Origin of the sequence: Arthrobacter sp. S2(2024) (assembly GCF_036662515.1) — a bacterium.
In the GTDB taxonomy this organism is placed as follows: Bacteria; Actinomycetota; Actinomycetes; order Actinomycetales; family Micrococcaceae; genus Arthrobacter.
This window is the reverse complement of the sequence record NZ_JAYKZI010000006.1, coordinates 76230-102138: the sequence shown is the minus strand read 5'-3', so window position 1 is coordinate 102138 and position 25909 is coordinate 76230. Positions and strand designations below refer to the sequence as shown.

The 25909-nt window shown below is 63.9% G+C and carries 29 protein-coding genes; 11 read left to right on the top strand and 18 right to left on the bottom strand.

Annotated elements, in window-relative coordinates:
* Positions 1-251: 251 nt before the first annotated feature.
* The 5 genes from VLA65_RS14010 to VLA65_RS13990 form a co-directional block, all read right to left on the bottom strand.
* Positions 252-980 carry a hypothetical protein gene (locus tag VLA65_RS14010; RefSeq protein WP_306963617.1) on the bottom strand — a complete coding sequence of 243 codons (729 nt, stop codon included), beginning with the start codon at positions 978-980 and terminating at the stop codon, positions 252-254.
* Positions 977-1528 carry an RNA polymerase sigma factor gene (locus tag VLA65_RS14005; RefSeq protein ID WP_059388725.1) on the bottom strand — a complete coding sequence of 184 codons (552 nt, stop codon included), beginning with the start codon at positions 1526-1528 and terminating at the stop codon, positions 977-979. Before VLA65_RS14005 ends, VLA65_RS14010 begins: the two co-directional genes overlap by 4 nt.
* Positions 1529-1661: 133 nt before the next feature.
* Positions 1662-2333: a hypothetical protein gene (locus VLA65_RS14000; RefSeq protein ID WP_332602857.1), complete on the bottom strand. Its 672-nt coding sequence runs from the start codon at positions 2331-2333 to the stop codon at positions 1662-1664.
* A 136-nt stretch (positions 2334-2469) separates the two neighbouring features.
* Positions 2470-3516 carry a Gfo/Idh/MocA family protein gene (locus VLA65_RS13995; RefSeq protein WP_332602856.1) on the bottom strand — a complete coding sequence of 349 codons (1047 nt, stop codon included), beginning with the start codon at positions 3514-3516 and terminating at the stop codon, positions 2470-2472.
* A 42-nt stretch (positions 3517-3558) separates the two neighbouring features.
* Entirely contained in the window at positions 3559-4170 is a 612-nt protein-coding gene (locus tag VLA65_RS13990) for a TetR/AcrR family transcriptional regulator (protein ID WP_059390272.1), read from the bottom strand.
* A 123-nt stretch (positions 4171-4293) separates the two neighbouring features.
* Between VLA65_RS13990 and VLA65_RS13985 the strand changes: the two genes are divergently transcribed.
* The 3 genes from VLA65_RS13985 (at position 4294) to VLA65_RS13975 (ending at position 6209) form a co-directional block, all read left to right on the top strand.
* On the top strand, positions 4294-4857 hold the full coding sequence (locus VLA65_RS13985) for an NAD(P)H-dependent oxidoreductase (protein WP_306963624.1): 564 nt from the start codon (positions 4294-4296) through the stop codon (positions 4855-4857).
* A gap of 80 nt (positions 4858-4937) precedes the next feature.
* Positions 4938-5336, top strand: a complete 399-nt coding sequence (locus tag VLA65_RS13980) for a DUF1801 domain-containing protein (protein ID WP_306963626.1) — start codon at positions 4938-4940, stop codon at positions 5334-5336.
* 315 nt (positions 5337-5651) lie between these two features.
* Positions 5652-6209 carry a GerMN domain-containing protein gene (locus VLA65_RS13975; protein WP_332602855.1) on the top strand — a complete coding sequence of 186 codons (558 nt, stop codon included), beginning with the start codon at positions 5652-5654 and terminating at the stop codon, positions 6207-6209.
* A gap of 9 nt (positions 6210-6218) precedes the next feature.
* Here the strand turns inward: VLA65_RS13975 and VLA65_RS13970 are convergent, their stop codons facing one another.
* Positions 6219-7046, bottom strand: coding sequence for an isocitrate lyase/PEP mutase family protein (locus VLA65_RS13970; RefSeq protein WP_284988951.1), 828 nt, complete (start codon positions 7044-7046; stop codon positions 6219-6221).
* 114 nt (positions 7047-7160) lie between these two features.
* Between VLA65_RS13970 and VLA65_RS13965 the strand changes: the two genes are divergently transcribed.
* The 3 genes from VLA65_RS13965 (at position 7161) to VLA65_RS13955 (ending at position 9387) form a co-directional block, all read left to right on the top strand.
* The gene (locus VLA65_RS13965; RefSeq protein WP_332602854.1) at positions 7161-8468 is read left to right on the top strand and encodes an aminotransferase-like domain-containing protein; all 1308 of its coding nucleotides are present in this window, start codon (positions 7161-7163) and stop codon (positions 8466-8468) included.
* Positions 8465-8893, top strand: coding sequence for a universal stress protein (locus VLA65_RS13960; RefSeq protein ID WP_059388730.1), 429 nt, complete (start codon positions 8465-8467; stop codon positions 8891-8893). Before VLA65_RS13965 ends, VLA65_RS13960 begins: the two co-directional genes overlap by 4 nt.
* Positions 8894-9048: 155 nt before the next feature.
* Complete coding sequence (locus VLA65_RS13955) at positions 9049-9387, top strand: hypothetical protein (protein WP_113990649.1); 339 nt, start codon at positions 9049-9051, stop codon at positions 9385-9387.
* Here the strand turns inward: VLA65_RS13955 and VLA65_RS13950 are convergent.
* The 5 genes from VLA65_RS13950 to VLA65_RS13930 all read right to left on the bottom strand — a co-directional run bounded on the left by VLA65_RS13950 (position 9384) and on the right by VLA65_RS13930 (position 14956).
* A complete protein-coding gene (locus tag VLA65_RS13950; protein WP_332602853.1) occupies positions 9384-9848 on the bottom strand; it encodes a phosphatidic acid phosphatase in 465 nt (154 codons plus the stop codon). The genes VLA65_RS13955 and VLA65_RS13950 overlap by 4 nt on opposite strands.
* Entirely contained in the window at positions 9841-11448 is a 1608-nt protein-coding gene (locus VLA65_RS13945; RefSeq protein WP_332602852.1) for a dihydrolipoamide acetyltransferase family protein, read from the bottom strand. Before VLA65_RS13945 ends, VLA65_RS13950 begins: the two co-directional genes overlap by 8 nt.
* A gap of 57 nt (positions 11449-11505) precedes the next feature.
* Positions 11506-12486 (bottom strand): alpha-ketoacid dehydrogenase subunit beta, encoded by a 981-nt coding sequence (locus tag VLA65_RS13940; RefSeq protein WP_332602851.1) that lies wholly within the window; start codon positions 12484-12486, stop codon positions 11506-11508.
* Positions 12486-13694, bottom strand: a complete 1209-nt coding sequence (gene pdhA, locus VLA65_RS13935; RefSeq protein WP_059388733.1) for a pyruvate dehydrogenase (acetyl-transferring) E1 component subunit alpha — start codon at positions 13692-13694, stop codon at positions 12486-12488. The genes VLA65_RS13940 and pdhA overlap by 1 nt, the downstream gene beginning before the upstream one ends.
* Positions 13695-13837: 143 nt before the next feature.
* Complete coding sequence (locus VLA65_RS13930; protein WP_332602850.1) at positions 13838-14956, bottom strand: histidinol-phosphate transaminase; 1119 nt, start codon at positions 14954-14956, stop codon at positions 13838-13840.
* Between the two features lie 120 nt (positions 14957-15076).
* On the opposite strand from VLA65_RS13930, the gene VLA65_RS13925 reads away from it, so the two are divergent.
* Complete coding sequence (locus VLA65_RS13925) at positions 15077-15502, top strand: phage holin family protein (RefSeq protein WP_059388735.1); 426 nt, start codon at positions 15077-15079, stop codon at positions 15500-15502.
* A gap of 52 nt (positions 15503-15554) precedes the next feature.
* On the opposite strand, the gene VLA65_RS13920 is transcribed toward VLA65_RS13925, so the two are convergent.
* Both VLA65_RS13920 and VLA65_RS13915 read right to left on the bottom strand, forming a co-directional pair.
* Positions 15555-16925: a hypothetical protein gene (locus tag VLA65_RS13920; RefSeq protein ID WP_332602849.1), complete on the bottom strand. Its 1371-nt coding sequence runs from the start codon at positions 16923-16925 to the stop codon at positions 15555-15557.
* Positions 16925-17233 (bottom strand): hypothetical protein, encoded by a 309-nt coding sequence (locus VLA65_RS13915; RefSeq protein ID WP_332602848.1) that lies wholly within the window; start codon positions 17231-17233, stop codon positions 16925-16927. Before VLA65_RS13915 ends, VLA65_RS13920 begins: the two co-directional genes overlap by 1 nt.
* A 192-nt stretch (positions 17234-17425) precedes the next feature.
* Between VLA65_RS13915 and purB the strand changes: the two genes are divergently transcribed.
* From purB to VLA65_RS13900, 3 genes are all read left to right on the top strand, one after another.
* Positions 17426-18868 carry an adenylosuccinate lyase gene (gene purB, locus VLA65_RS13910; RefSeq protein ID WP_284988944.1) on the top strand — a complete coding sequence of 481 codons (1443 nt, stop codon included), beginning with the start codon at positions 17426-17428 and terminating at the stop codon, positions 18866-18868.
* Between the two features lie 50 nt (positions 18869-18918).
* A complete protein-coding gene (locus VLA65_RS13905) occupies positions 18919-19578 on the top strand; it encodes a histidine phosphatase family protein (protein WP_332602847.1) in 660 nt (219 codons plus the stop codon).
* A gap of 124 nt (positions 19579-19702) precedes the next feature.
* Positions 19703-20206 (top strand): GNAT family N-acetyltransferase, encoded by a 504-nt coding sequence (locus VLA65_RS13900; protein ID WP_059388739.1) that lies wholly within the window; start codon positions 19703-19705, stop codon positions 20204-20206.
* A 33-nt stretch (positions 20207-20239) separates the two neighbouring features.
* On the opposite strand, the gene VLA65_RS13895 is transcribed toward VLA65_RS13900, so the two are convergent.
* Positions 20240-21133, bottom strand: a complete 894-nt coding sequence (locus VLA65_RS13895; protein WP_332602846.1) for a cytochrome c oxidase assembly protein — start codon at positions 21131-21133, stop codon at positions 20240-20242.
* A 226-nt stretch (positions 21134-21359) separates the two neighbouring features.
* On the opposite strand from VLA65_RS13895, the gene VLA65_RS13890 reads away from it, so the two are divergent.
* On the top strand, positions 21360-21794 hold the full coding sequence (locus VLA65_RS13890; RefSeq protein ID WP_084784486.1) for an acyl-CoA thioesterase: 435 nt from the start codon (positions 21360-21362) through the stop codon (positions 21792-21794).
* Positions 21795-21971: 177 nt separating this feature from the next.
* On the opposite strand, the gene VLA65_RS13885 is transcribed toward VLA65_RS13890, so the two are convergent.
* From VLA65_RS13885 to VLA65_RS13870, 4 genes are read right to left on the bottom strand one after another with little or no spacing between them, the layout of a single operon-like run.
* Positions 21972-22721: an SDR family oxidoreductase gene (locus tag VLA65_RS13885; RefSeq protein WP_059388741.1), complete on the bottom strand. Its 750-nt coding sequence runs from the start codon at positions 22719-22721 to the stop codon at positions 21972-21974.
* A 57-nt stretch (positions 22722-22778) separates the two neighbouring features.
* A complete protein-coding gene (locus VLA65_RS13880) occupies positions 22779-24119 on the bottom strand; it encodes an MFS transporter (RefSeq protein ID WP_059388742.1) in 1341 nt (446 codons plus the stop codon).
* 57 nt (positions 24120-24176) lie between these two features.
* Positions 24177-25190 (bottom strand): biotin-dependent carboxyltransferase family protein, encoded by a 1014-nt coding sequence (locus tag VLA65_RS13875; protein ID WP_332602845.1) that lies wholly within the window; start codon positions 25188-25190, stop codon positions 24177-24179.
* Entirely contained in the window at positions 25187-25909 is a 723-nt protein-coding gene (locus tag VLA65_RS13870) for a 5-oxoprolinase subunit B family protein (protein WP_307053205.1), read from the bottom strand. Before VLA65_RS13870 ends, VLA65_RS13875 begins: the two co-directional genes overlap by 4 nt.

The following is a 25909-nucleotide window of genomic DNA, read 5'->3' as shown; positions in this document are numbered from 1 at the left end:
GCACCCCGCCGTCGTGGTCCCCACCGACGCTCGCTCACTTATGTGGGGTTCTTGCGGGACGCTCGCTCACTTTTAGGGCATTATGGCCCGACGCTCGCTCAGATCTTCTGAGCGAGCGTTGAAGGTATCAGGCGTATTGGTGAGCGAGCGTCGGGTGAAAATAGGCCATATCTGCAGGAGCGTCTAATGGAGTACCCCCGGCCGCCGGAGCGGCTCGTCCGAGCACGACGCCGGACACTCCACGACGCCAGTTACGGCTTGACCGGGCTGCCCGGAAGAATCTCGGACGGAACCGGTTGGGGCAACGGCAGCGTGGGCGTTGGGACCTCCGGCGTCGGGATCGTGATCTGTCCCGGGCGGCCCTTGGCGATATCGTGCAATCCATTGCGCGGATCCGACTCGGACCCCGGCGCAGTAGTGCCGGGAGTGGCGTGCGGCGAAGGATGCGCGGTGTTTTGGGCCCCAGGCGCAGAGGACTCCGGAGAGGGCGATCCGGGAACGTTTGTTTCCCGGGTGGGCATAGGGACCGGCTCCTGGCGGGTTCCTTGCTGTTGTGGAGCGTTGCCGCCCGATCCAGGGGTGAGCTGCGAAACAACGGATCCCACCACGGCGCCCAAGTGTTCGATCGTTCCCGGAATGCCGCCGTCGGACGCAGCCGCGGCGGTAGCTCCGGCTGCAAGGGAAGCCGCAACGGCAAGAGCCGCAATGCCGGCACGGCGCTTACGACGGCGACGAGCGGCCAGCTCATCAACAGGGGTGGCTGCGGCGCGGGCTAGCGGGGTTGTGGCCGCGACAGGAGCAGCCGCAACGCCCGCAGGTGCCATCAAAGCCTGCACAGCCGCCGACGGCTGCGGCCGGGTGCTCGCAAGGGCGCGCAGTTCCAGCAGCTCGGTCCGGATCTCGTACGCTTCGTCGAGCCCGGCTTCAGCAAGCAGGCGGTCAACGCCTTGCTCGCCGAAGGATGCGGATTTTTCGCTCATGATGTGCCATTCCTTAGTAGTGCACGTTCTCTCAGTGCACTCAATGCCCTGCGCTGCAACTGCTTCACGGCTCCTTGGGACTTGCCCATGATGTCCGCTGTTTCTTCCAACGAAAGGTCCGCCACGACCCGTAGTGCCAGGACCTCCCGGTAGTCGGGATTGAGGTCGGCCAGTAGCTCGGTTACACCCAGGCCTGCGCCATGCCCGAATGCCTGGTCCTCGGCCGAAGGCGCGCGCCGCGAATCCAGATCGGATTCATAGGGCGCGGAATCAGGGGTGCGTTCCCGCTTCCGGTAGTGATCCACCATTCGCGCGTGCGCTATGGAGAAGAGGAGGGTCTTGGCTCCCTGGAGACCTCCGCGGAGGGAATCCAGTTTGGGATAGAGGGCCAGGAACACGTCCTGGGTAACTGCTTCCGGATCGTCTACGCCGCGGGCTCGCAGGTATCCAAACACCGGTCCGGAAAATTCGTTGTAGGCAGCCGTGAAGAGCAGGGCGGGATCTTCCTCGTCCGCCTGCAAATATTCGTCAGCCAAAGGGTCAAGCACCCGCGACCCCTCCATCCCACGCAGCACGGTCATCGTCCCTGGCCTAGGAAATGACCACTGCCGCCGTCTGTTGCGTCGCGGGGCTCCTTGTCATTTAGCCAAGGAGCCCCGCCGTTCAAGCGTAGCCGCAGTGTTACGGGCTGACAGAATCGGACGGCACGTGCACCGGTGCGGTCGGCACGTGGGACGGCACAGCCGGGACGGCCGGTACAGCAGGAACGGCCGGTGCAGACGGCACGGCGGGAACAGCCGGTACGGCCGGCACTGCGGCGTTTCCATCGGCGTCGGCCTTGGCGGAAGCAGATCCGTCAGCGTTCAGGCCGGCGGCCTTGCCTTCGCTCACGACGGTGGCGCAGTGTGCGTTGACGTTGGCCTCGCCGCCAGCGGCGACTACCAGTGAGGAGTAACCGGGTACCTTGGCGTCAGCCTTCAGGCCGCCGTTGAGGAGGGCGGTGCAGAGGCCGAATGCCTCAGGCGAGGTGGCTTTGGCTGAAGCGGCTGCCGCTGCGGCCTTGGACTTTGCGTCGTCGACGGCGTCCGTGGCCTTGGACTTGGCATCGGCAGCGGCGTCAGTTGCCTTGGACGTTGCCGTCTGGGATGCGTCGGCCGTCTTGGACAGTGCGGACTCGGCTGCTTTGGACGCTACCGGAGCCGGGGCGCCGAGCAGCTCGTGGGCGCTCTTCTGCAGATCGTTGGGAAGTGCTCCGTTGAAGGCTGCGACGCCGGTTCCGCCAACCGCTACAGCTCCGGCAGCGAAGACGCCGGCGGCGATTTTGCTAGTGGCAAGGACAGTGAACAAGGACATGAAACCCTCCGACAAACGTTTTGGGACTACTCCGGCAGCGGCTTTGTCGCTACTGGATGATCAGTGCGGACGTTGCCCACACTCCCCTTACATCGCTGGCGGTCCCGTCGAAGTTACGCCCTTATCCAAAAAACTTTCAGGCGAGTGTCCGGGCCTGCTCAATCAGCTTGAGTACCTCGACTGGCCCGGCCGGATCCACGGGGAGCGGCAAAGCGGAGGCGGCACCGCCGTCGGCGATCTTCTCCGCAAGGATCCGGTAGAACTCCTGGTAGGCGCCGCGCTCGGTGGGTACCGTGGTCCGCACGCCGTCGATTTCCAGGGTGCCGTAGTGGTGCGGATCGTCGACGCCGTAGGCGCCATCCGTGGGCCGGCCGCCCGCCACGATGAACGGTTCCTGGGGGTCGATTCCGAACTTCACGAATCCACCCTTGCTCCCCAGGATGCGGAAGCGCGGTGCGTGAAGCTGGCTGTTGACGTTCATGGCGACGTGGCTGAGCACTCCGGAAGCGTGTTGAAGGACCAGGAAGACGTCGTCGTCGGCTTTCTCCCGGGGCCTTCGGGCAAGGATTTCGGCATGGATGACTTCGGCGGGACCGAACATCTGGAGGGCAAGGTCAAGCAGGTGGGTTCCCAGGTCGAAGAGCAGCCCACCGCCGTCGTCGGCCGTGGCGCCGGCCTTCCACGCCTTGCTGATTTCGGGCGCCCACCGTTCCATTGACGCCTCGCAGCGCATCACGACGCCCAGCGTCCCGGCGTCGAGCAGCTTCTTCACGGTGAGGGCGTCGCCGTCCCAGCGGCGGTTTTGGTAGACGGTGAGCACGCGGCCCAGCTTCGCGGCCAACTCGATCAGCTCCTGCCCCTGCGCGCTGGTCACCGCGAACGGCTTGTCGACGACGACGTCGAGCCCGGCTACCAGCGCGGCTTTCGTGAGCGGGTGATGGGTCGCAGGCGGCGTGCCGAGCACCACGAGGTCGAGGTCACCGGCAAGCGCCAAGACGTCATCCGGACTGTCCACGATCCTCGTGCCGGGATACCGTTCCTGCGCTTTGGCCTTACGGCCCGCGTCCGAAGTGGCGATGACGTCGAGGGAATACGCGGGATTGGCCGCGATAAACGGCGCGTGAAAGACGCTGCCGGAAAGGCCAAAGCCGACGACGGCGGTGCGGATCGGTGTGTGGGTCATGCCGCTACGCTACCGGGCGAAGATGGCACGGCGAAGGTTATGTCAGCAGTCTTTCAGTAGGCGAGTGACGAGCTCGCGCCACGACGCAGCCAGGCGTTCCGGCGCAACTCCGTGAACTCGGAGGGAATGGAGCATGCGCTCTGGATCCAGGGTGGCGCCGAGGGAAAGAGCCAGAAGCCAAGGATCGCTGTCCAGGCCCGCTTCCCGCAACAGCATCTCGATGTGCCGGTGCCACAACACCACCGGCGGGGCGTCGTGCCGGTTTTGCGGGGAATGTTCCGCCGCGGCACGGGCCAGCTCGCCGTACTCTTCGACATATTTGATACGTGCTTCGCCGAAGGCGATGAGGCGCTCGAGCGGGGGCGCTCCCGGGCCCAGGGGCGGCGGACCGAAGATGAACTCGCGCTGGAATTCCGCCTCGGCATCGCTCAGGAGGGTCATCATGAGTCCGGCCCTGCTGCCGAAACGGCGGAAGACCGTTCCCTTCCCGACGTCGGCCCGGCACGCGAGCATGTCCATCGTGACGGCGTCCACTCCGTGTTCGGCCACGAGATCCCTGGCAGCTTGAAGGAGCCGTTCGCGGTTACGCGCGGCGTCGCTGCGCTCCGGCGGCGTCCCGAAAGGCGAACCGGGCCGGATGGGGATGAGGCTCACAGAAACATTCTAGCCTTGGGAATATTAAGCGGACCGCAGTCCGTTTAGAATCTACGAAGGCAGCAAAAGCCTCCAAAACCGAGCGCCTGCGGCACCGTCCGCGGCCAGACCCAAGGAGTTCCCATGTCCAAGAACACCGTTCTCGCCCTTGTTGGCAGCCTCCGCGCCGATTCCCACAACCGCAAGCTCGCCGAAGCCATCCAGCTCAACGCCCCGGAAAACGTCGAAGTACAGATCCACGGCTCCCTCGGCAACATCCCGTTCTACAACGAAGACATCGACGTCGAAGGCCAGGTTCCGGCCGAAGCCGCAGCCCTCCGCGCTGCCGCCGCCGAAGCAGACGCCATCCTGCTCGTCACACCGGAGCACAACGGCACCATGCCGGCGTCGCTCAAGAACGCCATCGACTGGCTGTCCCGCCCGTTCGGTGCCGGCGCGCTGGCAGGCAAGCCGACCGCCGTCGTCGGTACCGCCTTTGGCCAGTTTGGTGGCGTCTGGGCACAGGACGAGGCCCGCAAGGCCGCTGGCATCGCCGGCGCCAAGGTCCTCGAGGACGTCAAGCTTGCCGTTCCCGGCTCCATGATCCGCTTCGCTGAACTGCACCCGAAGGACGACGCCGAAGTTGTCGAGCAGATCAAGGGCATCTTCGAGCCGTTGACCGCCGTCCAGGAAGACGTCGCAGCCTAGTTTCCCAGCTCGCCGCGAGAACGCCCCCGTCCAGCCGTTGAGGCGTGGGCGGGGGCGTTCTTTGTCGATACGATGGCGGCATGGCCGACTACAACCGCCATCCCGACGTCGATGCCTACCTTGAGGCCCTCCCGGACTGGCAGCGCGCCATCGGAGAGCAACTACGCGATCTCATCCACGAAGCCGAGCCTGAAATCGTCGAAACGATCAAGCGCCGCACCCGGCCCTACTTCGTCCTCGAGGGCAACGTTTGCGCGTTGCTCGCAGCCAAGGACCACGTCAACCTGTTCCTCTACGACGGTGCGATTGTTCCCGACCCGGACAACATCATCACATCGGGTCACGACAACAAGACCGCCCGCATGATCACCTTCCACCAGCACGGGCCGATTCCCCGCGCGCCCCTCATCACCATGCTGCGGCAGATCGCGGCGAACAACCGTGCCGGCGGTTGGCGGAAGATCAAGGGAACGGACTAGCCGGAACGCGCTTCGGAACGGAAGCGCGTCGCCGCGCCGCTACCATTCCGTGACTGAGCTGAGGCCGAACCGTCATGGACGGAGCGGCCCACACCCGATCGGCCAGCCGTAACGTTGAGTTACAGGCACCAGGAGTGATCAGGGCAAAGCGCGGGGGCTTTCATGCGGGTCGGACGCGGCGTGAAATGCACGACGACGGCGGTCGCCGCGCTGTGCCTATCCCTCGCGCCCTGCCTGGCTGGCTGCGCTTCCCCCGGCGGCACCGATCCGGGCGGCTCACTCTCCACACAACCGGCCTCATCGGGCTCCGTCCAGATGACGCAGGAGCCGGTAGCTGGCCCGATTCCCATGCCCCTCCCGGCGCCTCCCCCGTATATCAACCCGCCGCCCACGGCTCCGCGGCCGACCGCTGCGAGCCCGCAGGCGCCCGTAGCCGCGCCGGTTCCCGTGCCCCTCCCCACCGCCGGAGAAGCGACTGGGACTTTCGTGTATTTCGTGGCAATCGGCGACGGCGGCAGCCGCGGCGTGCGGTTCGGCTGTGACGACAGCCTCGTGGCCGTCCACGTCACCACCCCTCCCGGCAGCGACCGCTTGGCAGGGGCAATGGCGCAGTTGCTGGCGCCCGACGGCACCGCGTCCCGGGCAGGTTTGTACAACGCGCTCTCGGGTTCCGCGCTGCGCTACGTTTCCGGCTACCTCGACGGCACCACCGCCGTCGTGAACCTGAACGGTTCACTTCGCCCTGGAGGCGTGTGCGACAACCCGCGGATCGAGACTCAGCTGGCGCAAACCGCGGTGGCGGCTACGGGAGCATCCCAGGCAGCGATCTACATCGACGGGAATGCCCTGGCGGATGTCCTGAGTCTGCGCTGAGGTGGCCAGTCACTCGAAGAGCGCATCCATGTCTGCGTAGCTCCGGCTTCCGGCGAGGCCCGACCAGTTCCCGTCGCCAAGAACTTCCATGGCCAGCCTGGAGACCTTCGCGTAGGCCGCCCTGGCAGTACTGCCGCCGATGCTGATCCGCCGCACGCCGACGTCGTGCAGTTCTCCGGGCGACGGCGAACCCAAGCCGGCCAACGCATTGAGCGGTACGCCGATCCGCCGGGAAAGTTCGTGCAGGACATGGAGGTCCGCCAAGCCGGGCACGAATATTCCGTCCGCCCCTGCCCGCTGATAGGCATCCGCCCGGCGCAGCGTTTCCTCATATGCAGTGTCCGGGAACTTTCCAGACCAATAAGTGTCCGTTCGCGCATTGATGAACAGCCGGACGCCCGCGTCCTCGGCAGTCTGCCTGATCAGCGCGATGCGCCTGGACTGTTCAGTGATCTCGCTCAACGGCTGGTCCGCCGAGTCCTCGATGTTGATCCCGACGGCGCCCGCGTCCAGCACCGCTCGAACCGTGGCCTGGAGTTCTTCGTCTGCGCGTCCGTACCCGGTCTCGATATCCGCGGTCACGGGCAAGCGGGTGGCCTTCGCTATCCGGGCGAGCGCCTCCATTGCGAGGTGCCGCGGAAGGTGGTCCCCGTCCCGGTACCCCAGGCTCCAGGAGACAGCCGAGCTGGAAGTCGCCACCGCCGTCGCGCCCGCTTCCTCGACCATCCGCGCAGACGCGGCATCCCACGCATTAACCAGCACCAACGGCGCATGCGGCACGGCATGGAGCTCGTGGAAGCGGAGGGCCTTGGATTCGAGTTCGGGGTGCGTCGTCATTGCTCTATTCCAGCCTTCCTCTGTCCGGACGTAAAGCGCTTCGCACCGCGAATCCAAAAAATGGGATGAAACATCCGTTGCCCAATTGGCAACTCCGGGGAGTATCCTTTCCATGTGACCCACGAAACATTGGACGCCGGGCCTGAATTGCCCGCGGAAGCAATCGACGCAATAGAGCGAGCAGCAACTGCCGCACACCGCCACGAGGAACTTTTCTCGGAGCGCGCCGCCAACATCAAGCAGTCCGCTGTGCGTGACGTCTTCGACATTTCAATGCGGCCGGGACTCGTGTCCCTCGCTGGCGGAAACCCCTATCTGCAGTCCCTGCCCCTCGAGAAGCTCGGCCAGACCGCGGCCCGCATCATCGCGGAAGAAGGCATGACGGCACTGCAGTACGGCGGCGGCCAAGGCACCGAGGAACTGCGTACCCAGATCTGCGAGATCATGGCCGCGGAGGGCATCATGGACGCCCGCCCGGAGAACGTGGTGATCACCGCCGGTTCCCAGTCGGCCCAGGATGTCGCCACGAAAGTCTTCTGCAATCCTGGCGACGTCGTCCTCGTGGAAAACCCCACCTACGTGGGTGCCCTGAACACCTTCGAGGCCTACCAGGTCCAGGTTGAGACCGTGGACATGGACGACGACGGTTTGGTTCCGGAGCTCCTCGAAGCCAAGATCGCTGAGCTTCAGGCCGAAGGCAAGACCATCAAGTTCCTCTACACGATCCCCAACTTCAACAACCCCTCCGGCATCACGCTTGCTCCGGCGAGGCGTCAGCGCATTGTCGATATATGCCGCAATGCGAATATTCTGGTGCTCGAAGACAACCCTTACGGTCTTTTGCGCTTCGACGGCAAGCCGTTGGAACCAATGCGTGCCGCGAATGAGCACGACGTCATCTACATGGGCTCGTTCTCCAAGATCTTTGCCCCGGGACTGCGCATCGGGTGGGCCCTTGTACCCGAGCACTTGCAGCGGCGCTTCTACCTGGCTTCGGAAGCCGTGACCCTATGCCCTCCCACCCTGAACCAGATGATCATCTCCGCATATCTTCGGGACTACGACTGGCGCGGGCAGATTGACACCTACCGGGCCCTGTACGAGGAACGCTGCAATGCCCTGCTGGTGGCGCTGGAAGAGCACATGCCATCGGGGCTCAGCTGGACCAGGCCCGAGGGCGGCTTCTTCGTCTGGGTCACTTTGCCCGACGGCGTCGACACGTATCCGCTGCTCAAGAGGGCAATCGCCGCGGGGGTCGTGTTCATCCCCGGCGCGGCGTTCACGCACTCGGACGAACCATCCAACAAACTGAGGTTGGCTTTCAGCGCAGTGCCACCGGAGTCCATCGCCGAAGGTGTCCGCCGATTGGCGCCGGTTTTGCAAGAAGCCATTGATGTCATCAGCAAAGGAGCAGATATATGAGCGGAATAGTCCTCGTCGGAGTCGACGGCAGCGTAACAGCGAGAAGGGCCGCCGATTCGGCAAAGAATTTGGCGACCGCACTGGGCGCGGAACTCCGCGTCATCACCGCTTTTGAAGGCGCCCACGTGGAGGTCGTCGAAAGCGGAGGGGACAAGTGGATTCTCTCCGACGCCGACGCCGCGGAGAAGGTCGCCAGCAAAGTCGCCGCAGAACTCGCCTCCGAGCAATTGACCACCAGCTACGGGGCCGTCTTCGGCAAAGCCGGAGAGGCCTTGGTCAAGGAAGCCGAACGAGTGGGTGCCCAAGTGATCGTGGTCGGCAACCGCCGTATGCAGGGACTGGCAAGGGTTCTCGGCAGCGTTGCGAACACGGTGGCGCACAACGCGCCGTGCGACGTCTACATTGCCAAGACGGACGAACCGTAGGGAACACGCCGACCCCTGGACTTTGACGGGGATCACGCGTTGTGGTGGGCGGTCTCACCCCGATTTTGGCCGTGCGGCTAGGATGCCGCCGATAAAATTGAAGTGGCCCCCAAGGGCGCGAGCCGCCCATCACATCAACCCGTAGGGGATCCCTTTTGCTTACTCTGCAGCCGCGCCAACGCGTCGGACACGACATTCTGCTCGCCCGCCATGGCAACCACATCAGTTCCATGCGCTTCGACCGGGCGAATGACCGCATCGTGGCACTTCTCGACGACGGCTCGGTAGACAGCGCCCCGAACATGATCTCCCCGTTGCTCCAGATGCCGGAGACCTTCCGCAGCATCCTTCGCTCCGACTGGAAATTGTTGCTTGTGGTTGCTTCCGCGATGCTCGCCGTCGGAGCCCTGGCGATGGTGCTGTCATTCGGAATGATCGGCAGCATGAGCGATCAGCAACTGCGCGACCTCGCGCTCAGCTACACGTCCTACTAGCCCGCGGAAATTGCCGAGGCATGGCCGCTGATTTTCCACACGAGGCTGACCGCGGCCAACACCGTGATGCCGCCAATCAGTGCAAGGATCATCGCTGAGACGCTCGTCGGGGCGTGGATGAGATTGAGGGCCACCAGCGCCACGACCACGGACACGAGCGCAAGCATCAGCAACGGCGCCCGCTCCTTGCGATCACTGACGTGGTGGTCGCTGAGTTTGCCGAGCCGCACCATGAGCAGGACGTAGGCCAGCGGCAGCACGCAGACAAAGAGCGCTGCCAGGACACCGAACCATATCGTGCCCGGGAAGCCTGGTTCCACCGCGGGGCTCATGAGCAGCAGGACGGATACGACGGCGGGCGGCTGGAAGACTTCCGTCAGGACCCTGGCAACGCGGTGCCGCTCTCCCCTAACGCCGCGCTGCCCGCGCCGCCCGTCCTTGATGCCGCGATGCTCAGTCAAGCAGCAGGGCAGGCTCTTCGAGGATGGATGCTACGTCGGCCATGAAACGGGCAGAGAGGTCGCCGTCCACCACGCGGTGGTCGAACGAACCGCCAAGCGTTGTGATCCAGCGGGGGATGACCTCGCCGTCGAGCACCCACGGCTTTTGCTTGATGGTGCCGAACGCGACGATTGCCACCTCACCGGGGTTGATAATAGGCGTTCCGGTGTCGATGCCCAGGGCGCCGATGTTCGTGATGGTCAGCGAGCCGCCCTGCATCTGCGACGGCTGGGTCTTGCCGGCGCGTGCCGTGCTGGCAAGCTCATTGAGGGCGAGGGCCAGTTCCTTGAGGGAAAGATCCTGGGCATCCTTGATGTTCGGAACCATAAGCCCTCGCGGCGTCGCCGCGGCAATGCCCAGGTTCATGTAGTGCTTGACGTGGATCTCCGCGTTTCCGTTGCCATCGGCGTTCTCCACCCAGGTCGCGTTAACGCTCGGATTGCGCGCCGCGGCCCAAATCACAGCTTTCGAGAGGATCAGCAGCGGCGATACTTTGATGCCCTCAAAGTCCCTGGAGGCCTTGAGCCGCTTGACGAATTCCATGGTGCGGCTGGCATCCACGTCAACGAAGATACTCACGTGCGGCGCCGTGAACGCCGACTCCACCATGGCCTTGGCAGTGGCCTTGCGGACACCCTTGACCGGGATCCGTTCCACTCGCTGATCCTGCGGCTTCTTGGACGCACCCCAGAACTTGTCTGCTTGGTCCACCTCGGCATCGCGCTGCGACTGGTAGCTGACCAAGTCCTCGCGGGTCACTTCGCCGCGGGCTCCGGTGGGAACGACGTCGGCCAGGTCAATCCCAAGTTCACGGGCGATCTTGCGCACGGGCGGCTTGGCCAGCACCCGGTTGACGAGGCCACTGACCGTTGCACCGATGCCGGTGAGACCCGGCGCCTGGTTTGCGGATGTCTGGCTTGCGGATGTCTGGCTTGCGGTTGCGGGCTGTTGTGCGGCAACGGGCGGCAGGGCCGGAGCGCTGGGCTCTGCCACTCGCTCGACGGCGGTCTCGACGGCGGCGGGTGCCGCGCTCGGCGCCGCGGCGGGTACCGAAGCAGCACCTTCCGGGCGCTTGCGCGGGCGGCGCTTGACCGCGTCGGCCTTGGGACCGGAGCCAACCAGCGGGCCGCCGGCCGGACCGCCGTCGGACGTTCCGGCGTCGGACGTTCCGGCGTCGTCGGGCAACTTGCCGTACATCGAGGCTTCGAAGACCTGTTCCGCTGCAGGCGCGGCGGCGGGCGTCGCGGCGGCGGTCGGAGCCGCAGGCTGCTCGGCGAGCGGCGCACCGGGCGCTGACGCGGGCGCGGTGCCACCCGGCGCATTGTCCGAAATTCCGATAATCGCGGTCCCTACTTCAACCGTGATGCCTTCGGCAACGAGCAATTCCGCCACGGTGCCGGCATACGGGGACGGCAATTCCACGAGGGACTTGGCGGTCTCGATCTCGCAGATGACGTCGTTGATGGCCACGGTATCGCCGGGCTTGACCTTCCAGGAGACGATTTCCGCCTCGGTCAGGCCTTCGCCGACATCCGGCAGGTTGAATTTCTTAACAGTCACTTAGGTCCTCGATCTCGGCTGGCCCGTCCGCGTGGCGGCGGGTGCAATCAGGGGCGGCTAGTAGGCCAGGGAACGGTCCAGGGCTTCGAGGATCTTGTCGATGTCCGGCAAGTAGTCCTCTTCCACCTTCGCCACGGGATATGGCATGTGGAAACCGCCCACGCGGATGACCGGAGCCTCCAGGTGCAGGAAAGCACGCTCACTGATCCGCGCAGCGATCTCGCCGCCGATCCCTCCGAACGTCGGTGCCTCGTGGGCAACGATCAAGCGGCCGGTCTTCTTGACGGAAGCCGTGACGGTGTCGAAGTCGATGGGGGAAATCGAGCGCAGGTCGATCACTTCGATGCTGTGCCCGTCCTCTTCCGCGGCCGCTGCTGCGGCCAGCGCGACCGGTACCAGCGGCCCGTACGCCACGATGGTGGCGTCGGAACCTTCGCGCAGAACGTGCGCTTGGAAGGGGTCCGAAGCCAATCCGGCGCTCTCGGTATCCACCTCGCCCTTGAGCCAGTAGCGGCGCTTGGGCTCGAAGAAGATGACCGGGTCCGTGCAGTCAACGGCCTGCTGGATCATCCAGTAGGCGTCGTGGGCGTTGGACGGGGTGATGATGCGCAAGCCGGCGGTGTGGGCGAACAGTGCTTCCGGTGATTCCGAGTGATGTTCGATCGAGCCGATGCCGCCACCGTAAGGAATGCGGATGACTACGGGGACAGTCAACTTGCCGCCGCTGCGGGAGTGCATCTTGGCCAATTGGGTGGTGATCTGGTTGAACCCGGGGAACACAAAACCGTCGAACTGGATTTCGCAGATGGGACGGTAGCCGCGCAAGGCGAGGCCAATAGCCGTGCCGACGATGCCGGACTCAGCCAGTGGGGTATCCACCACCCGGTCTGCGCCGAACTCCCTGATGAGTCCGTCGGTCACGCGATAGACGCCGCCCAGCGGGCCGATGTCTTCGCCCATGAGCAAGGACTTCGGGTTATTGGTGAGCGAGGCACGCAGGCCTTCGTTGATGGCCTTGGCAATGGTCATAGTGGTCATCAGTTGCCTGCCCCCTCTTCCTCGTTGCCTTCGAATCCGGCGGAGTATTCCTCGAACCAAGCAAGTTCCTCGGCCACCAAGGGGTGCGGCTCGGCATAGACACCCGCGAATGACTCGCGGAAGTTGGGACCCTGCAGGCCTTGCGTGGTGCTGCGGACGTGAGCGGCGAGCTTGTCGCCGTCGACCCTGACTTGCTCAAAGAAAGCTTCGTCGGCGAGGCCCTCGTTGCGGAGGTACTTCTCAAGACGATCCAAGGGATCCTTGCCCCGCCATGAAATCTCCTCGGCGGATTCGCGGTACTTGGTGGGGTCGTCCGCCGTCGTGTGGGCACCAACGCGATACGTGTATGCCTCAATGAGCACCGGGCCGCGGCCTTCCCGTGCGTGCTCAAGCGCCCACTCGGTGACCGCATGGACTGCGATGACATCGTTGCCGTCAACGCGGATGCCCGGGAAGCCGTATCCCTTGGCCCGGTTGAACAGCGGAACCTTGGTCTGGACCTCGGTAGGGACGGAGATGGCCCAGTGGTTGTTCTGGCAGAAGAACACCACGGGAGCATTGTAGGAAGCCGCGAAGACCATGGATTCGTGGACGTCGCCTTCGGAGCTGGCACCGTCGCCGAAGTAGGCCACCACAGCAGCCTTCGGGTCGTTGGAACCATTGGCTTCCGCAAGCTTCTGGTCGCGCTGGATTCCCATGGCGTAACCGACGGAGTGCAGCGTCTGGGCCGCAAGGACGAGGGTATAGAGATGGAAGTTGTTCTCGGTGGGATCCCAGCCACCATTCGAAATTCCGCGGAACAACTTGAGGAGTTCCGCCAGGTCCACATCGCGGGTCAATGCGACGCCGTGTTCCCGGTACGTCGGGAAGATGTAGTCCTGCCGTTGGGTAGCCCGCCCGGAACCGATCTGGGCGGCCTCCTGGCCGGTGAGGGGAACCCAAAGTGCCAGCTCGCCTTGGCGCTGGAGTGCAGTGGCCTCCTGGTCGAAGCGGCGGACCTTGGCCATGTCGGCATAGAAGCCCCGGAGTTGCTCAGGATCAAGGCGCTTGGCGTAGTCCGAGAAGACTGGATCTGTCCCTAGCTTGCCGTCCGGCCCCAGCAGCTGGATCATGTCGGCCGCGGGATCGCTCGAAGCGCCTCCCGCAGGAGACTGCTGATCCAGTCCCGTTCCGTTGATCCCGGGGGTGGGCAATTGAGTTGCGCCCATTCCGTCTCCTTGCCTGCCACAGCCGATGCTGAGCAATATTCGCTGATATATGCCGATTCCGGAATGCATTCCGGAATCGGCATATCTTGGCTTTCGTCCCTTACTTTATCCGCAGTAAGGGACGCAGGGGCATTTGTTAACCGCTAGGAAGGCAGCGGCGCTTTTGTATAGGACGCACAGAGTTCCAGGAATCGAGTATTGGCCTCGACCTCTCCAATGCTGACCCGGACACCTTCGTTGCCGAAGGCCCGCACGGACAACGCCCGCTCGCCTGCCCGTCCGGCAAATTCGGCGCTATTCTCGCCAAGATTCAGCCATACGAAGTTGCCTTGGGCCTCGGGCACGAACCATCCGAGCTCGCGAAGTCCCGCGGTAACCCGGTCCCGCTCGTCCACCAGGCTTTGTACCCTTTCAACAACTTGGTCGAAATTCTCCAACGAAGTAATGGCGGCGCGTTCCGCAATCTGCGAGACAGCAAATGGGGTGGCAGCGACGCGCAGGTGCTGGGTGAGATCCGGACCGGAGACGCTGTATCCAACGCGCAGCCCGGCAAGGCCGTGAGCCTTGGAAAAGGTACGGAGGACCACGACGTTAGGGTACTTGCGGTACAACTTGATGCCGTCCACGGCGTTCTCGTCCCTGACGAACTCCTGGTAGGCCTCATCGATGACCACGACGACGCCCGCCGGAACCGACTGGATGAACCGTTCAGTTTCCTCGGCCGTGAGGATGGGACCCGTGGGATTGTTCGGCGTGCAAAGCAAGATCACCTTGGTGCGGACGGTCACGGCGGCCGCCATGGCCTCGAGATCGTGACGCCCATCGGAAAGCAACGGGATCTGGACGCTCTCGGCACCGGCCAGTCCTACGGAAATGGGGTAGGCCTCGAAGGAACGCCAGGCGTAGATGACCTCATCAGACTTGCCGTCGTGGTTCTGTCCGGCAAAGGTGGACAAGATTTGGTTGAGGGCCCCGAGGCTTCCGGCTCCGGTGACGACGTCGTCAGCGGGAATTCCCAGGAAGTCAGCGAGCGCCGTGCGCAGCTTGGTGGACAGCGGGTCCGGATACCGGTTGATGTCCGACTGATCAGCGATCGCCTCGAGTACGGCGGGGATCGGGGGTAGCGGGTTTTCATTGGACGACAGTTTGTAACTGGTCAGGCCCTCAATCGCGGCGGGCGGCTTGCCTGCGGCATATTTGGGGAGCCTGTCCACCACCGGGCGGGGACGCACGCCCTCCGGTGCGTTGTCAGAAGAATTCATGGCACCAGCCTACTTGCAGGGCTTCGGGCCATGCTCGAAGCCCCTTGGCCTGTGCACATGAAAACCGGCGCATGTGAAAACGATCGCGTGTGAAACCGGCGCGTGTGAAAGCATGGGCGTATGGGTTCATTCATTGTGCGTGTCCTGATCAACGGACTGGCCCTCTGGGTTGCCAGTTGGATTCTGCCTGGGATGGATATTTCCACGTCGGCAACTACCAATGCGGTAAGCAACGCGGGGGTCACTCAAGGGGGCGACACTTTGGGCGTGGTTCTTGCCTATCTCTTCATAGGGCTCATTTTTGGCATCGTCAACGCCTTCGTGCGGCCTCTGGTCAAGCTACTCTCCCTTCCGATCACGATCCTCACCCTCGGCTTGTTCACGATTGTCATCAACGCGGCCATGCTGTCCCTGACAGCCTGGCTCAGTAGCTACACGCCGGTACACCTCACCATCGACCGTTTCTTCTGGACCGCAGTTCTCGCGGCGATCATCATCAGCCTGATCTCCATGGTGGCCAGCTGGATTCCAGGCGGTAGGCGGTAACAGGCCGTGAGAGGCCGTAAGTGGCCTTCGCCAGCATGTTCCTCGGCTTTCCTCACCGCCCTCCCCGAGGGGCCGGGGGCGCTTCGCGGTTCAGCTTGAACCGGCTCACCTTGGCCACTCCTCCGGCGCCCAGTATCCCGCCCAGAGCGGCCGTGGAAGCGGCCAGTGAAGGATCGGAACTGAGCTGCACCAGCTTCGCCCCTTCCTCATAGCGTGAGAGCTTGTGTGCCGGCCCAATGCCTGGGTCCTCACCGGGTTCCAGGATCACCGGACTGGTCATGGTGACCGTGACTCTGTCCTTGGTGTCCGGATTCGCTTTGCCTTCCGCGCCGGGTACCCAATCCTGTTCGTGCTCCAAGTGCAGGCTCCCGATGCCGGCCTGCGGGGTAATCCCGCCGACGGGTGATCCAGCTGTCACCACAAACTTGAGGTCATACTCGGCGAGGAACGCTTTGTCCTTGCTCAGGTTCATGGCGTGGATTCCGCCTTGGCTGTGGCCGACTGCCACCACCGTTTCGCCGGCCGCGGCGCCAGCCTCGAGCAACGCCTGACGGATGGCCTTGCTGGTTTCCATCGAGTTGTAACCCAGCGCTTCGGCAATCCCGGCCTCGTCCAATGGATTTCCCCCTCCCGGCGGGTTGCCTGGCTGGGTGCCCGGAATCAGCACCACCCACGCCTGTTCGCCGCCCTTATCTACCTGCATCACTTCAATTTCGCCCTCCGACGTGGCGCCGACGTGATCCAGTTCCCTGAGCATTCCTGCTGCCGACAGGTCCACGCTCTTGGTGGTTGCCTCTCCCCGGCTGACCGTAATGGGACGTGGCTTGAGGAAAGCCAATGCGGGAATCGCGACGATCGCTCTCAGGACTGCACCGACATCAGTGGGCCCGACGATTGCCCCTGCAAGGTTGGCCGCGGCCGGCGGTATCCCCACCAGCAGCTCCAATATCCGGGTCAGGTCCCGCACGGCTCCTTCGGTGGCGCCCCTCAAGCCAACGTCGAGGGGAGCAGGACCAGTCGCAGGACCTGGCATTCCCAATCCCATCCGCAACCTGATCGCCGCATGTGATTCCGCAAACTCGTATTCACGATGGCTCGCCCTGACCCCGTTGCCGATCCGCTGAAGCTGTTCGCGGACGCGTCCAATGTCCCGGCCGCTCTCACCAACGGCGATGATTGCGTTGCTGCCGCTCGCGTAGGACGAGGCCTGGTGCGGGAAGAGAGCCACCCTCACCGCTTCAGCCTCCACTTCAATGGCCTGCAGTTGGAGCACCAGTGCGTCCAGCGCGGCGGCGCCAGCAAGCAGCTCTTCGAATTGGAAATGGATTCCCCCGACTCCGCCGCGTATCCGCAATGTGCCATCCGGCTCGGGTGCTCGGGGGTGGGGTGTTCCGCCCGCGCCGATAGGAGCGACCTCGGCCATCAGAAGCCAGGCTGGAGTTTCGTAGCCACATTTTGGGCATGGCGAAGGGTCGCTTCAGCTGCCTCATGCAAGGCATCACGCCCCCTTCGAAGGGAGGCGGCCTGAAAAGCCAGCGTGGTCCGGTAGGCACGGCCGGCCGGCGACTCCCATTGCTCGAGTTGCAACTGAGCAAGCCTTGCAAGAACGGCATCGGCTTGGTCGGCGCAGATCCTCATCCGCCATCCGAGCCTCTGGATCTCCGCGCCTCGTGAAATACACTGCTGCGAATCCAGATCCGTTCCTCCGGCCGCCATAAGAATGCCGCTCAAGACGTTGCCCTCCTCCGTGTCCATTGATGTTGTGGCACCGACGCTACGTTGTGCCCCGACAGCTCGGAACCGCCGTGATGGGCTATGTGGATAACCTGTAGGAAACGTGGTCGGGGAGGGCAAGCTGCGACGTTATTCACATAGAGAAGTCCGGCTTAAGGGCGCGAGCCGAGTTCATGAAAGAATTGCCCCATGCCTGAAACCGTCGCCGCCGCTGTTACCCGTACGCCCTCTGGACGCCTGGCCCTCGCCGCGTCGCCGGAGCCGATCGCCCTGGGCCCGCTGGACGGCCGGTACCAGTCCGCCGTCGCTCCCCTGGTCGACTACTTGTCCGAGGCCGCGCTGAACCGCGACCGCGTTGCCGTCGAGGTCGAGTGGCTCATCCACCTGACCAGCAACAACGTACTTCCCGGCGCCGGGCCCCTCACCGCCGAGCAGCAGGAGAAGCTGCGCGCCATCGTCACCGAGTTCGACGCCGCTTCGGTCACGGAACTCGCTGAAATCGAAGCCGTCACGGTCCACGACGTCAAGGCAGTCGAGTACTACATCGGCCGCCGCCTCCCGGCGATCGGTATCGAGAAGCTGACCGCGATGGTGCACTTCGGCTGCACATCGGAAGACATCAACAACCTTTCCTACGCCCTGGGCGTCAAGGGCGCAGTGGAAGATGTCTGGCTCCCTGCAGCCCGCGCCTTGGTGAAGCAGATCGAGGCAATGGCCGAGGAGAACCGCGCCGTCCCGATGCTTTCCCGCACCCATGGCCAGCCGGCCACTCCCACTACCCTCGGCAAGGAACTGGCCGTCATCACGCATCGCCTGAGCCGCCAGCTGGACCGCGTTTCCAAGACCCAGTACCTGGGCAAGATCAACGGCGCTACCGGCACGTATGCTGCGCATGTCGCTTCCGTTCCCGGCGCCGATTGGCAGGCCGTAGCGCAGTCCTTCGTTGAGGGACTGGGGCTGACGTGGAACCCGCTGACCACCCAGATCGAGAGCCACGACTGGCAGGCCGAGCTCTACGCGGACGTCGCCCGCTTCAACCGCATCCTGCACAACGTCTGCACGGATATCTGGAGCTACATCTCGATTGGCTACTTCCGCCAGATCCCGGTAGCAGGCGCCACCGGCTCCTCCACCATGCCGCACAAGGTCAACCCGATCCGCTTCGAAAATGCCGAGGCCAACCTGGAGATTTCCAACGGCCTGTTGGACACCCTGGGCGCCACGCTGGTTACCTCCCGCTGGCAGCGAGACCTGACCGACTCTTCCTCGCAACGCAACATCGGCGTCGCATTCGGACACTCGCTCCTTGCGATCTCGAATGTCGCCAAGGGGCTGAAGGCCCTGGACGTTGCCGAGGACGTACTGGCGGCCGACCTCGACACCAACTGGGAAGTCCTGGGCGAAGCGATCCAGATGGTCATGCGCGCCGAGGCCATCGCCGGGGTCGCTGGAATGGAAAACCCGTACGAGCGGCTCAAGGATCTCACCCGCGGCCAGCGCGTCGATGCCGTCCGCATGCAGGAGTTCGTCTCGAGCCTGGGATTGTCTCCCGAAGCCGAGGCACGCCTCCTGGCGCTTACTCCAGGCAAGTACACGGGCATCGCGGACCAGTTGGTGGACCACCTGAAGTAGCGGCCACATGGGCCCTGCGTTTCCGAATCGACGTAAGGAATTGTGTCAGCATGAGGCTCTTGCTTATCCGCCACGGGCAGACCCCTGGAAACGTCTTGGGGCAGTTGGACACGGCGTTTCCCGGTCCGGGACTGACTGAACTTGGCGAACGCCAGGCCGCTGCGCTCCCGGAGTCCCTCGCCAACGAAGACATCACGGCCATCTATGCATCCACGCTGGTCCGCACCCAGCTGACCGCCGCCCCGCTTGCAAAAGCCCTCGGACTCGAGGCCACTGTATTGGACGGCCTGCAGGAGATTGAGGCCGGGGCCCTGGAGAAACTCACCGACCACGAGTCGCACCACCGGTACATGAGCACCGTTTTCGACTGGACCGACGGGGAACTCGACGTCCGCATGCCGGGAGCTGGTGATGGACACGAGTTCTTCGCCCGCTACGACGCTGCCATTGCCAAAGTGGCAGCGTCGGGCGACGAAACCGCCGTCGTAGTCAGCCATGGTGCCGCGATCCGCTGTTGGGCAGGCCGCCGTGCCGTGGATGTTGGCCGTGAGTTCGCCGCCACCCACCAACTGCAGAACACCGGAATCGTGGTGCTCGAAGGCGATCCGGAGACCGGGTGGCGGCTGCTGCACTGGGACCAAAGCCCCGTAGGCGGACTTGCCTTGGCCGACCGGACGGTCGAGGATCCCACCGGCGACGCCGTCGAATAAGGGCTGATTGGCGTCAGTTCCGCCTCACCGGTATTTCTCCGGACGCTTACGCGGAGGAAACACCGCGGTAACCCCCGCTTCTTAGGCTTGATAGGCATAACCCCCTTCGGCGAAAGAGGTTCCGATGCAGACAAATCCGCGGCTCAACATCAGACAGGTCACCTGGGCAAACCCGGTGGGTGCGGACCTCCGCGCAGCGCAGCAAGCGGAACTGGACGCACGTTTCGGCAACTCGGACCACGAGCCCGGACCCGCGCCGTCGGAAGCAGATACCGCCGTCTTCGTTGTAGCCTACGAAAAGTGTTCCGGCCAGCCCCTGGGTTGCGGAGGGCTAAGGATCCTGGATGCCGAGACGGCCGAAATCAAGCGGCTATACGTCGTCCCGTACGCCAGGGGCTCAGGAGTGGCCAGTTCAATCCTTGCCGCGTTGGAGGCGCAGGCACATGCCCACGGTTTCAGCATGATCACCGCGGAAGCGGGCTCGGCCCAATCGGACGGCCGCAGCTTCTACGAAAGCGCCGGCTTCGCTGCGGTGCCAAATTTCGGCCCCTACATCGGTGTCACCCACTCGCAGTGCTACGCCAAGCCGATCGATTCGCACAGCGCATCGCACACGGCAATGGCGTGAGGCACAGGGGGATGGCCTAAGGACGGGACCGGATCAATCCAGGCTGCGTCCGCCTTGGCCCAGATGTGCCCGATTCAGAGCTTCGATTTCTTCGTCGCTCAGGTCGTCGAAGCTCTTGGCCTCGTGTTTGTCGCTCCGGGAGAAGCGGACAAACATCAGGATGATAAGGGGAAGATCCACAATCTCTGCGAGGAACCACATCAGGTCTCCCGCGAGTTGCTGGTCGCGCAAGGGTGAGGGGAACCAGCCTGGCTGATTGCCCAAAACTGACGTGGCGCCGTCGAGAATTTCCGGGCTGAGCCGCATCAGGACCCCAGGCACTGCGTCGGCAAGCAGCTCAATGAATACAAAGATGAACTCGACCACAATGAGCGATGAGGTGCGTCCTGCGCCGTCTTCCATGATCGGTACGGTCATGAGGAGGCCCATGACGGGCACGAGCAACGTAAGGATGACGTCGGCGGCGGGGTTGGTCCGCAGCACGTAGAAAAACGGGGTCAGGAACACTGTGAACATTGCGAGCCCCAGAAGCGCCGCCACGAGCGTGTTGCTGAGCATGCGAACGAGCCGGTGCCCAAGCACAGCTTCCACCCTCGCCGCACCCGCGGGGCCAAGGGTCTGCCTGGCAAGGGTTAGCGGCTTGCCCAGGCCAACCAACAGCGGGACCACAAACAGATAGGACGTCACTTTGAGGGTGAATGCCCACCTCAGGTCGTGGCTGTAGGTTCCCGGGAATCCAAAGCTCAGTGCCGCGAAGCTCCCCAGGCCAAGGGCGAAGAAGGCAAAGGAGTTCCACAGGGGCCAGCGGATATCACGGCGCTTGGCAGCAATCAGGCCCTTTGAATACAGGGCGACTGCGGCAATAAGAATGACCAGGGCAGGCCAGTTCATGGACCAGGCGCCCAATACAGCGTCCAACGGTGGCATGGTCAGTGATCCAAGCCGGAAGGCCGGGCGCTCAGCCAGGCGCTACGGCGGGTTTTGTCGATCTTCATGGTGTTCCTCCAGCGCGTTCCCGGTGTACCGCATGGTGCGCGAATCGGCGTGTCGTTTTGTGCCCTGAACCGGGTGCACCGTATCCATGTTACGGAGTCGCGCCAAGCATGGCACGCCGCAGGAGACGCAGGCGCCCGGCCTCGGCTAATCTCGCATTATGGAAAAGGCTGACATCACGTTCCGGACGCGCAAGTGGATACGCCCGGAGGACCTCAACGCCAACGGCACGCTGTTCGGTGGAAGCCTGCTGAAATGGATCGACGAGGAAGCGGCAATCTACGCAATCCTCCAGCTTGGAAACGGCCGCGCCGTCACCAAGTACATCTCCGAAATCAACTTCGTCAGCTCGGCCGTCCAAGGCGACCTGGTGGAGATGGGCCTGACGGCGGTCCGTTTCGGCCGGACGTCTCTGACCATGCGCGCGGAGGTGCGCAACATGATCACCCGCGACAGCATCCTGACCATCGAGGAAATCGTGTTCGTCAATCTCGGCCACGACGGCCGCCCGGAACCGCACGGCTACACGGAAATCACCTATGACCGTGACCGCATCCCGACACACCACCTGACGCAAGCCCTCCACGAGGACTGAGCGCCCGACGTCGGGCCCTCCCTAAGCGGCGGGCCCGCACCAAAGCTCCTTTCCCCGGAAACGGGTGCTGGCGGCCGCGAAATTCGCGGCCGCCAGCTTGTATTTCCAGCAACGGGAGTGATGTCACTGGAACTTCGGGGCGCCCAGACGGGCGCGGCGCCTCAAGGGAGGCGGGGGTCAGCGCCTGTCGAAGGTGAGACCACCGGGGACCTGGAACGTCGGCATAAGTTCCAGCATGCCCACATTGACGTGGCGCGGGGTTTCGATGGCGTAATCGAGCGCGTTGACGATGTCGTCAGTGGTCAACGACTCGTAGCCTTCGTAGTACGTCTTCCATGCTTCTTCCATGGCTTCAGGCGTGCCGCCCATGTTCCGGCCGAAGATCTCGGTTTCCACACGCCCCGGGCAGATCTCGGTCACGCGGATGCGCTTGCCGACCGTATCGTTCCTGAGCTGGCGGGAGATCTGGTGCACGGCGGCTTTCGTGGCGTGGTACACCGTATGGCCATAGAAGTTGTAGACGCCTGCGATCGAGCTGATGTTGATGACGTGGCCAAGGTCGCGCTCCACCATGCCCGGCAGGACCAGCCGCGTGAGCTGAAGCAGGCCGCGAAGGTTGACGTCGATGAGCTCGTCGATGTCCTGCTCGGACGAGTCCAGGAGGTTCCCGGGCCGGGAAACTCCGGCGCAGTTGACCAGGACGTCGACCTTCAGCTCGCTCACGACGGCGGTCAGGGCAGCTGTGTCGGTCAGGTCAACTACGTGCGGGATGGCACCCGTACGATCGGCCAGTTCGCTGAGGCGTTCCTCGTTGCGGGCCACGGCGTGAACGGTCAGGCCCCTTTTGGCCAGCCGCTCCGTGATCGCGGCACCCATACCGGTTGACGCTCCGGTGACGAGGGCGGTGGTGTAGTCGGAAAAAGACATCGGTTCTCCAAAGAGTGGAAATGGAAGGCACGAACTGTGCCCGGAGGTCAGCGGCGCCTAAGCGTCGCGCAGGGGTTCGTGTGCCCGGTCCTTGACCGTGCTCACGGCTGCGAGCGTGCCGAGTGCCGTGATCACTGCGTAGAAGGCCGGCATGTAGATGTTGCCGGTGCTGCTGATAAGCCAGGTCATCAGCAACGGAGCGGTTCCGCCGAAGAGCGCGGAGGAGATGTTGTAGCCGAGGCCGTAGGCGGAGTAGCGAACCCGGGTGGGGAACAGCTCAACGATCAGGATGTGGATGACGGCCGTGTGGCCGGCGAAGACGATGGCCATGATCGAGGCGCCAAGGATAGCCAGGCCCATGTTTCCCGTTGCGATGAGGGCGTAGGACGGAATGCCCAGGATGGTCATGGCGATGGCGGAGCCGGCGATGACTTTCTTGCGGCCGATGCGGTCGGAGAGGGCACCCATGAAAGGAATGGCGATGCAGATGACAACCAGGCTGCAGGCGGTGATGAACAGTGCCTCGCCGATGGTGAAGTTGAGCTGCTTGCCTTTGAGGAACGTAGGCATGTAGGAGAACAGGACGTAGTAGCCGGAGCCGTTCATGAGCGGGATGAAGAGGGCAAGAACCATGGCCCGGCGGTGCTCAGCGGACTGGAAGGCTTCCTTGAGCGGGTTCTTGGAAAGGCCGCCTTCTTCCTTGAGCTTGGTGAAGTTGGGGGTGTCCGCGATGGCCTTGCGGATGTACCAGCCGATGACGCCCATGGGAATGGCGACCAGGAAAGGAATGCGCCATGCGAAGGAGCCGAAGCCACCGCCGTCGATCGCGGCCTGGGTGAGCCACGGAGACATGGAGAACGCCACAAGGGTGCCGGTGAGGAGGGCTGCGAACGAAGCGATCTGCGCGTAGGAAGTGATGATGCCGCGCTTGCCCTCGGGGGCATGTTCAGCGAGGAAGGTCATGGCGCCGGCGGCTTCGCCGCCGACCGAGAAGCCCTGCAGGAGCCGCAGTAGGACGAGCAGGATGGGAGCCGCAATGCCGATGGCCGCGTACGTGGGCAGGATTCCGATACCGGCTGTGGCGACGCTGATCAGCAGAATGACGAAGACCAGTAGCTTTTGCCTGCCGATCCGGTCGCCCAGGTAGCCGCAAACAACCGCGCCGAGGGGCCGGACGAAGAACGAGACTGCGTAGCCGGCGAAGACGAACAACAAGGCGTTGTCCGGGTTACCGGGGGCGAGGAATACCAAGGCAAGTGTTCCGGCCATAAACGCGAAGATGCCGTTGTCATAAAGTTCCACGAAGATGCCAACGCAGCCTGCGGTGACAACCTTGCGCGTTTGACGGCCTGTGAGCCGTTCATGCTGCACTTGTGCAGCGTTGGTGTTAGCGGTCATGACATTTCCTTCTTGATGTTGAGCGTAGCAACGCCTATTGGTTTTGACGACAGGTTTTTAGCTGCATGCCGCAACCGGGAGGTCCTGCCACTGGGGTCGGCATCCAATGCCAAGTAGTCCGAAGACTGTGTTGACGGATTCGCGGAGGGTTTCAAGCTGCGCCCGCGAGCGCCGGTGGGCGGAAGTTGCCTCCGCCACTGTTGTTTTCCTGAAGCGGACCTTGTCGCCCGGGCGGGCTTGGGCAAGGACGTCCAGGCCATTACTGGTGACCACGGCGAGGACTGGATATCCGGCGGTGACGCCGCGTCCCCGGTGCAGTACCAGCAACTCTTCCCGGGAGGGAACCTCGACGGCGCCCACCGGTACCCCGCGTGAAAGCACTTCGCCACTCGAGGTTCTTTCCGGAAGTTCACCCCCGAGCCTCAGGCCGATGTGATTGCTCCGGCCACTTACGGCGTATTCCGAGGTGAAGAGCAGCTCGGCGGAATCGCCAAACTCGGCGACATCCGGACCGTCAGTCACATCGACCATCAATTCCTGCCCCATGTCCGGCCGTTCAAGACCAAGCCGGAAGAGCGGAAGGTCGAAGTACGGTTGGCGAATAGGGCCCACGCTGCGGCGGGTCAGGAGGGTGGTTCCTTCCTTGAGCTGCAGGCCGAAGCCCACAACGGTGTCCGGGGCACAACTACCCAGCAGCGTCGGCGCCTCCACGGAACCGTGGACGGCCAGGTAGGCACGGAGGCCCCGGTTGATTCCCCGGACGGCCACCGTCTCGCCAGCACGGACCGAAACCGGTTCCCACTGGCTGCACGGACGCCCTCCGACGGTGAGGTTCAACGGAGCCCCCGTGACTGCGATCAGGATGTCTGACTGCGCTTTCATCCTGAAGTCGAGGGCCGTGATCTCCACCAGGGGATCGTTGTCCGCGTTGCCGGCAAGGATGTTGGCGGCCCGGGCCGAGTACTGGTCCAGGGCGCCGTTGACCGGAAGCCCAAAGCGGGGTCCACGGAACCGGCCAAGGTCTGTGACCACGGCGTTACCGGGTTGCTGGATGAGGATGTGCCCGCTCATGGCCTTGGTTCCAGTTCCTTGCCGACGTAAGAGCCGAATTCTCCGGCCTCGATGCGACGGAAACGGAGAATGTCCCCTGGCTTGTAAGGGACAAGTGGTTCACGGCGAATGTTCAGGACAGTCAAAGGGGTCTGACCGATGACGCACCAGCCACCCGGTGCGGACGCGGGAGCGATGACGGCTTGGCGTCCGGCCACAGCCACTGCCCCGGCCGGGACGCTGAGCCGCGGATCCTTGAGGCGCGGCACGGGCTTGGGGAAAGCCGGACCGTCCATCATGGGCGAGCCGGCAGGAGCACCCAGGCAGCGGACGGTGTAAGTCTTCTCGGTGTGGACGCGGATGACTTCCTCGGTGGAGATGCCCTGGTATTCGGCTACTTTCTCCAAGTCGGGACCGTATTCGCCGCCATAGACCACCGGAACATCAAATTCACGGGGTGCCTTTGCTGCGCCGGCGGACCGGCCCATTTCGAGGAGTCCCAGCTTGACGAACGCGCGCACCTGACGGGCCGACACCAGGACGGGGTCGAATTCCACCAGCACGGAATCGTAGGTGGGTACCGCGCCGTGAAGGCCCTCGGCGCCACAGCTCTCCAGCCAGTCGGCAAGACGGTGGACCGTGAGCCAGTTGTCCTCGCTTGCTTCGGCAAGGGCGACGACGCGCAATGCGGAGTCTCCTGATTCGTAGATCTCGGTGGGAGCCGCCATGAGAACGGACAT

Bases quoted from the DNA above. Each gene is read 5' to 3' on its own strand.
- VLA65_RS14010 (WP_306963617.1), bottom strand. From the start codon at position 980: ATGAGCGAAAAATCCGCATCCTTCGGCGAGCAAGGCGTTGACCGCCTG.
- VLA65_RS14000 (WP_332602857.1), bottom strand. From the start codon at position 2,333: ATGTCCTTGTTCACTGTCCTTGCCACTAGCAAAATCGCCGCCGGCGTC.
- VLA65_RS13995 (WP_332602856.1), bottom strand. From the start codon at position 3,516: ATGACCCACACACCGATCCGCACCGCCGTCGTCGGCTTTGGCCTTTCC.
- VLA65_RS13985 (WP_306963624.1), top strand. From the start codon at position 4,294: ATGTCCAAGAACACCGTTCTCGCCCTTGTTGGCAGCCTCCGCGCCGAT.
- VLA65_RS13980 (WP_306963626.1), top strand. From the start codon at position 4,938: ATGGCCGACTACAACCGCCATCCCGACGTCGATGCCTACCTTGAGGCC.
- VLA65_RS13975 (WP_332602855.1), top strand. From the start codon at position 5,652: ATGACGCAGGAGCCGGTAGCTGGCCCGATTCCCATGCCCCTCCCGGCG.
- VLA65_RS13970 (WP_284988951.1), bottom strand. From the start codon at position 7,046: ATGACGACGCACCCCGAACTCGAATCCAAGGCCCTCCGCTTCCACGAG.
- VLA65_RS13960 (WP_059388730.1), top strand. From the start codon at position 8,465: ATGAGCGGAATAGTCCTCGTCGGAGTCGACGGCAGCGTAACAGCGAGA.
- VLA65_RS13940 (WP_332602851.1), bottom strand. From the start codon at position 12,486: ATGACCACTATGACCATTGCCAAGGCCATCAACGAAGGCCTGCGTGCC.
- pdhA (WP_059388733.1), bottom strand. From the start codon at position 13,694: ATGGGCGCAACTCAATTGCCCACCCCCGGGATCAACGGAACGGGACTG.
- VLA65_RS13930 (WP_332602850.1), bottom strand. From the start codon at position 14,956: ATGAATTCTTCTGACAACGCACCGGAGGGCGTGCGTCCCCGCCCGGTG.
- VLA65_RS13925 (WP_059388735.1), top strand. From the start codon at position 15,077: ATGGGTTCATTCATTGTGCGTGTCCTGATCAACGGACTGGCCCTCTGG.
- VLA65_RS13920 (WP_332602849.1), bottom strand. From the start codon at position 16,925: ATGGCCGAGGTCGCTCCTATCGGCGCGGGCGGAACACCCCACCCCCGA.
- purB (WP_284988944.1), top strand. From the start codon at position 17,426: ATGCCTGAAACCGTCGCCGCCGCTGTTACCCGTACGCCCTCTGGACGC.
- VLA65_RS13905 (WP_332602847.1), top strand. From the start codon at position 18,919: ATGAGGCTCTTGCTTATCCGCCACGGGCAGACCCCTGGAAACGTCTTG.
- VLA65_RS13900 (WP_059388739.1), top strand. From the start codon at position 19,703: ATGCAGACAAATCCGCGGCTCAACATCAGACAGGTCACCTGGGCAAAC.
- VLA65_RS13895 (WP_332602846.1), bottom strand. From the start codon at position 21,133: ATGCCACCGTTGGACGCTGTATTGGGCGCCTGGTCCATGAACTGGCCT.
- VLA65_RS13890 (WP_084784486.1), top strand. From the start codon at position 21,360: ATGGAAAAGGCTGACATCACGTTCCGGACGCGCAAGTGGATACGCCCG.
- VLA65_RS13885 (WP_059388741.1), bottom strand. From the start codon at position 22,721: ATGTCTTTTTCCGACTACACCACCGCCCTCGTCACCGGAGCGTCAACC.
- VLA65_RS13880 (WP_059388742.1), bottom strand. From the start codon at position 24,119: ATGACCGCTAACACCAACGCTGCACAAGTGCAGCATGAACGGCTCACA.
- VLA65_RS13875 (WP_332602845.1), bottom strand. From the start codon at position 25,190: ATGAGCGGGCACATCCTCATCCAGCAACCCGGTAACGCCGTGGTCACA.
- VLA65_RS13870 (WP_307053205.1), bottom strand. From the start codon at position 25,909: ATGTCCGTTCTCATGGCGGCTCCCACCGAGATCTACGAATCAGGAGAC.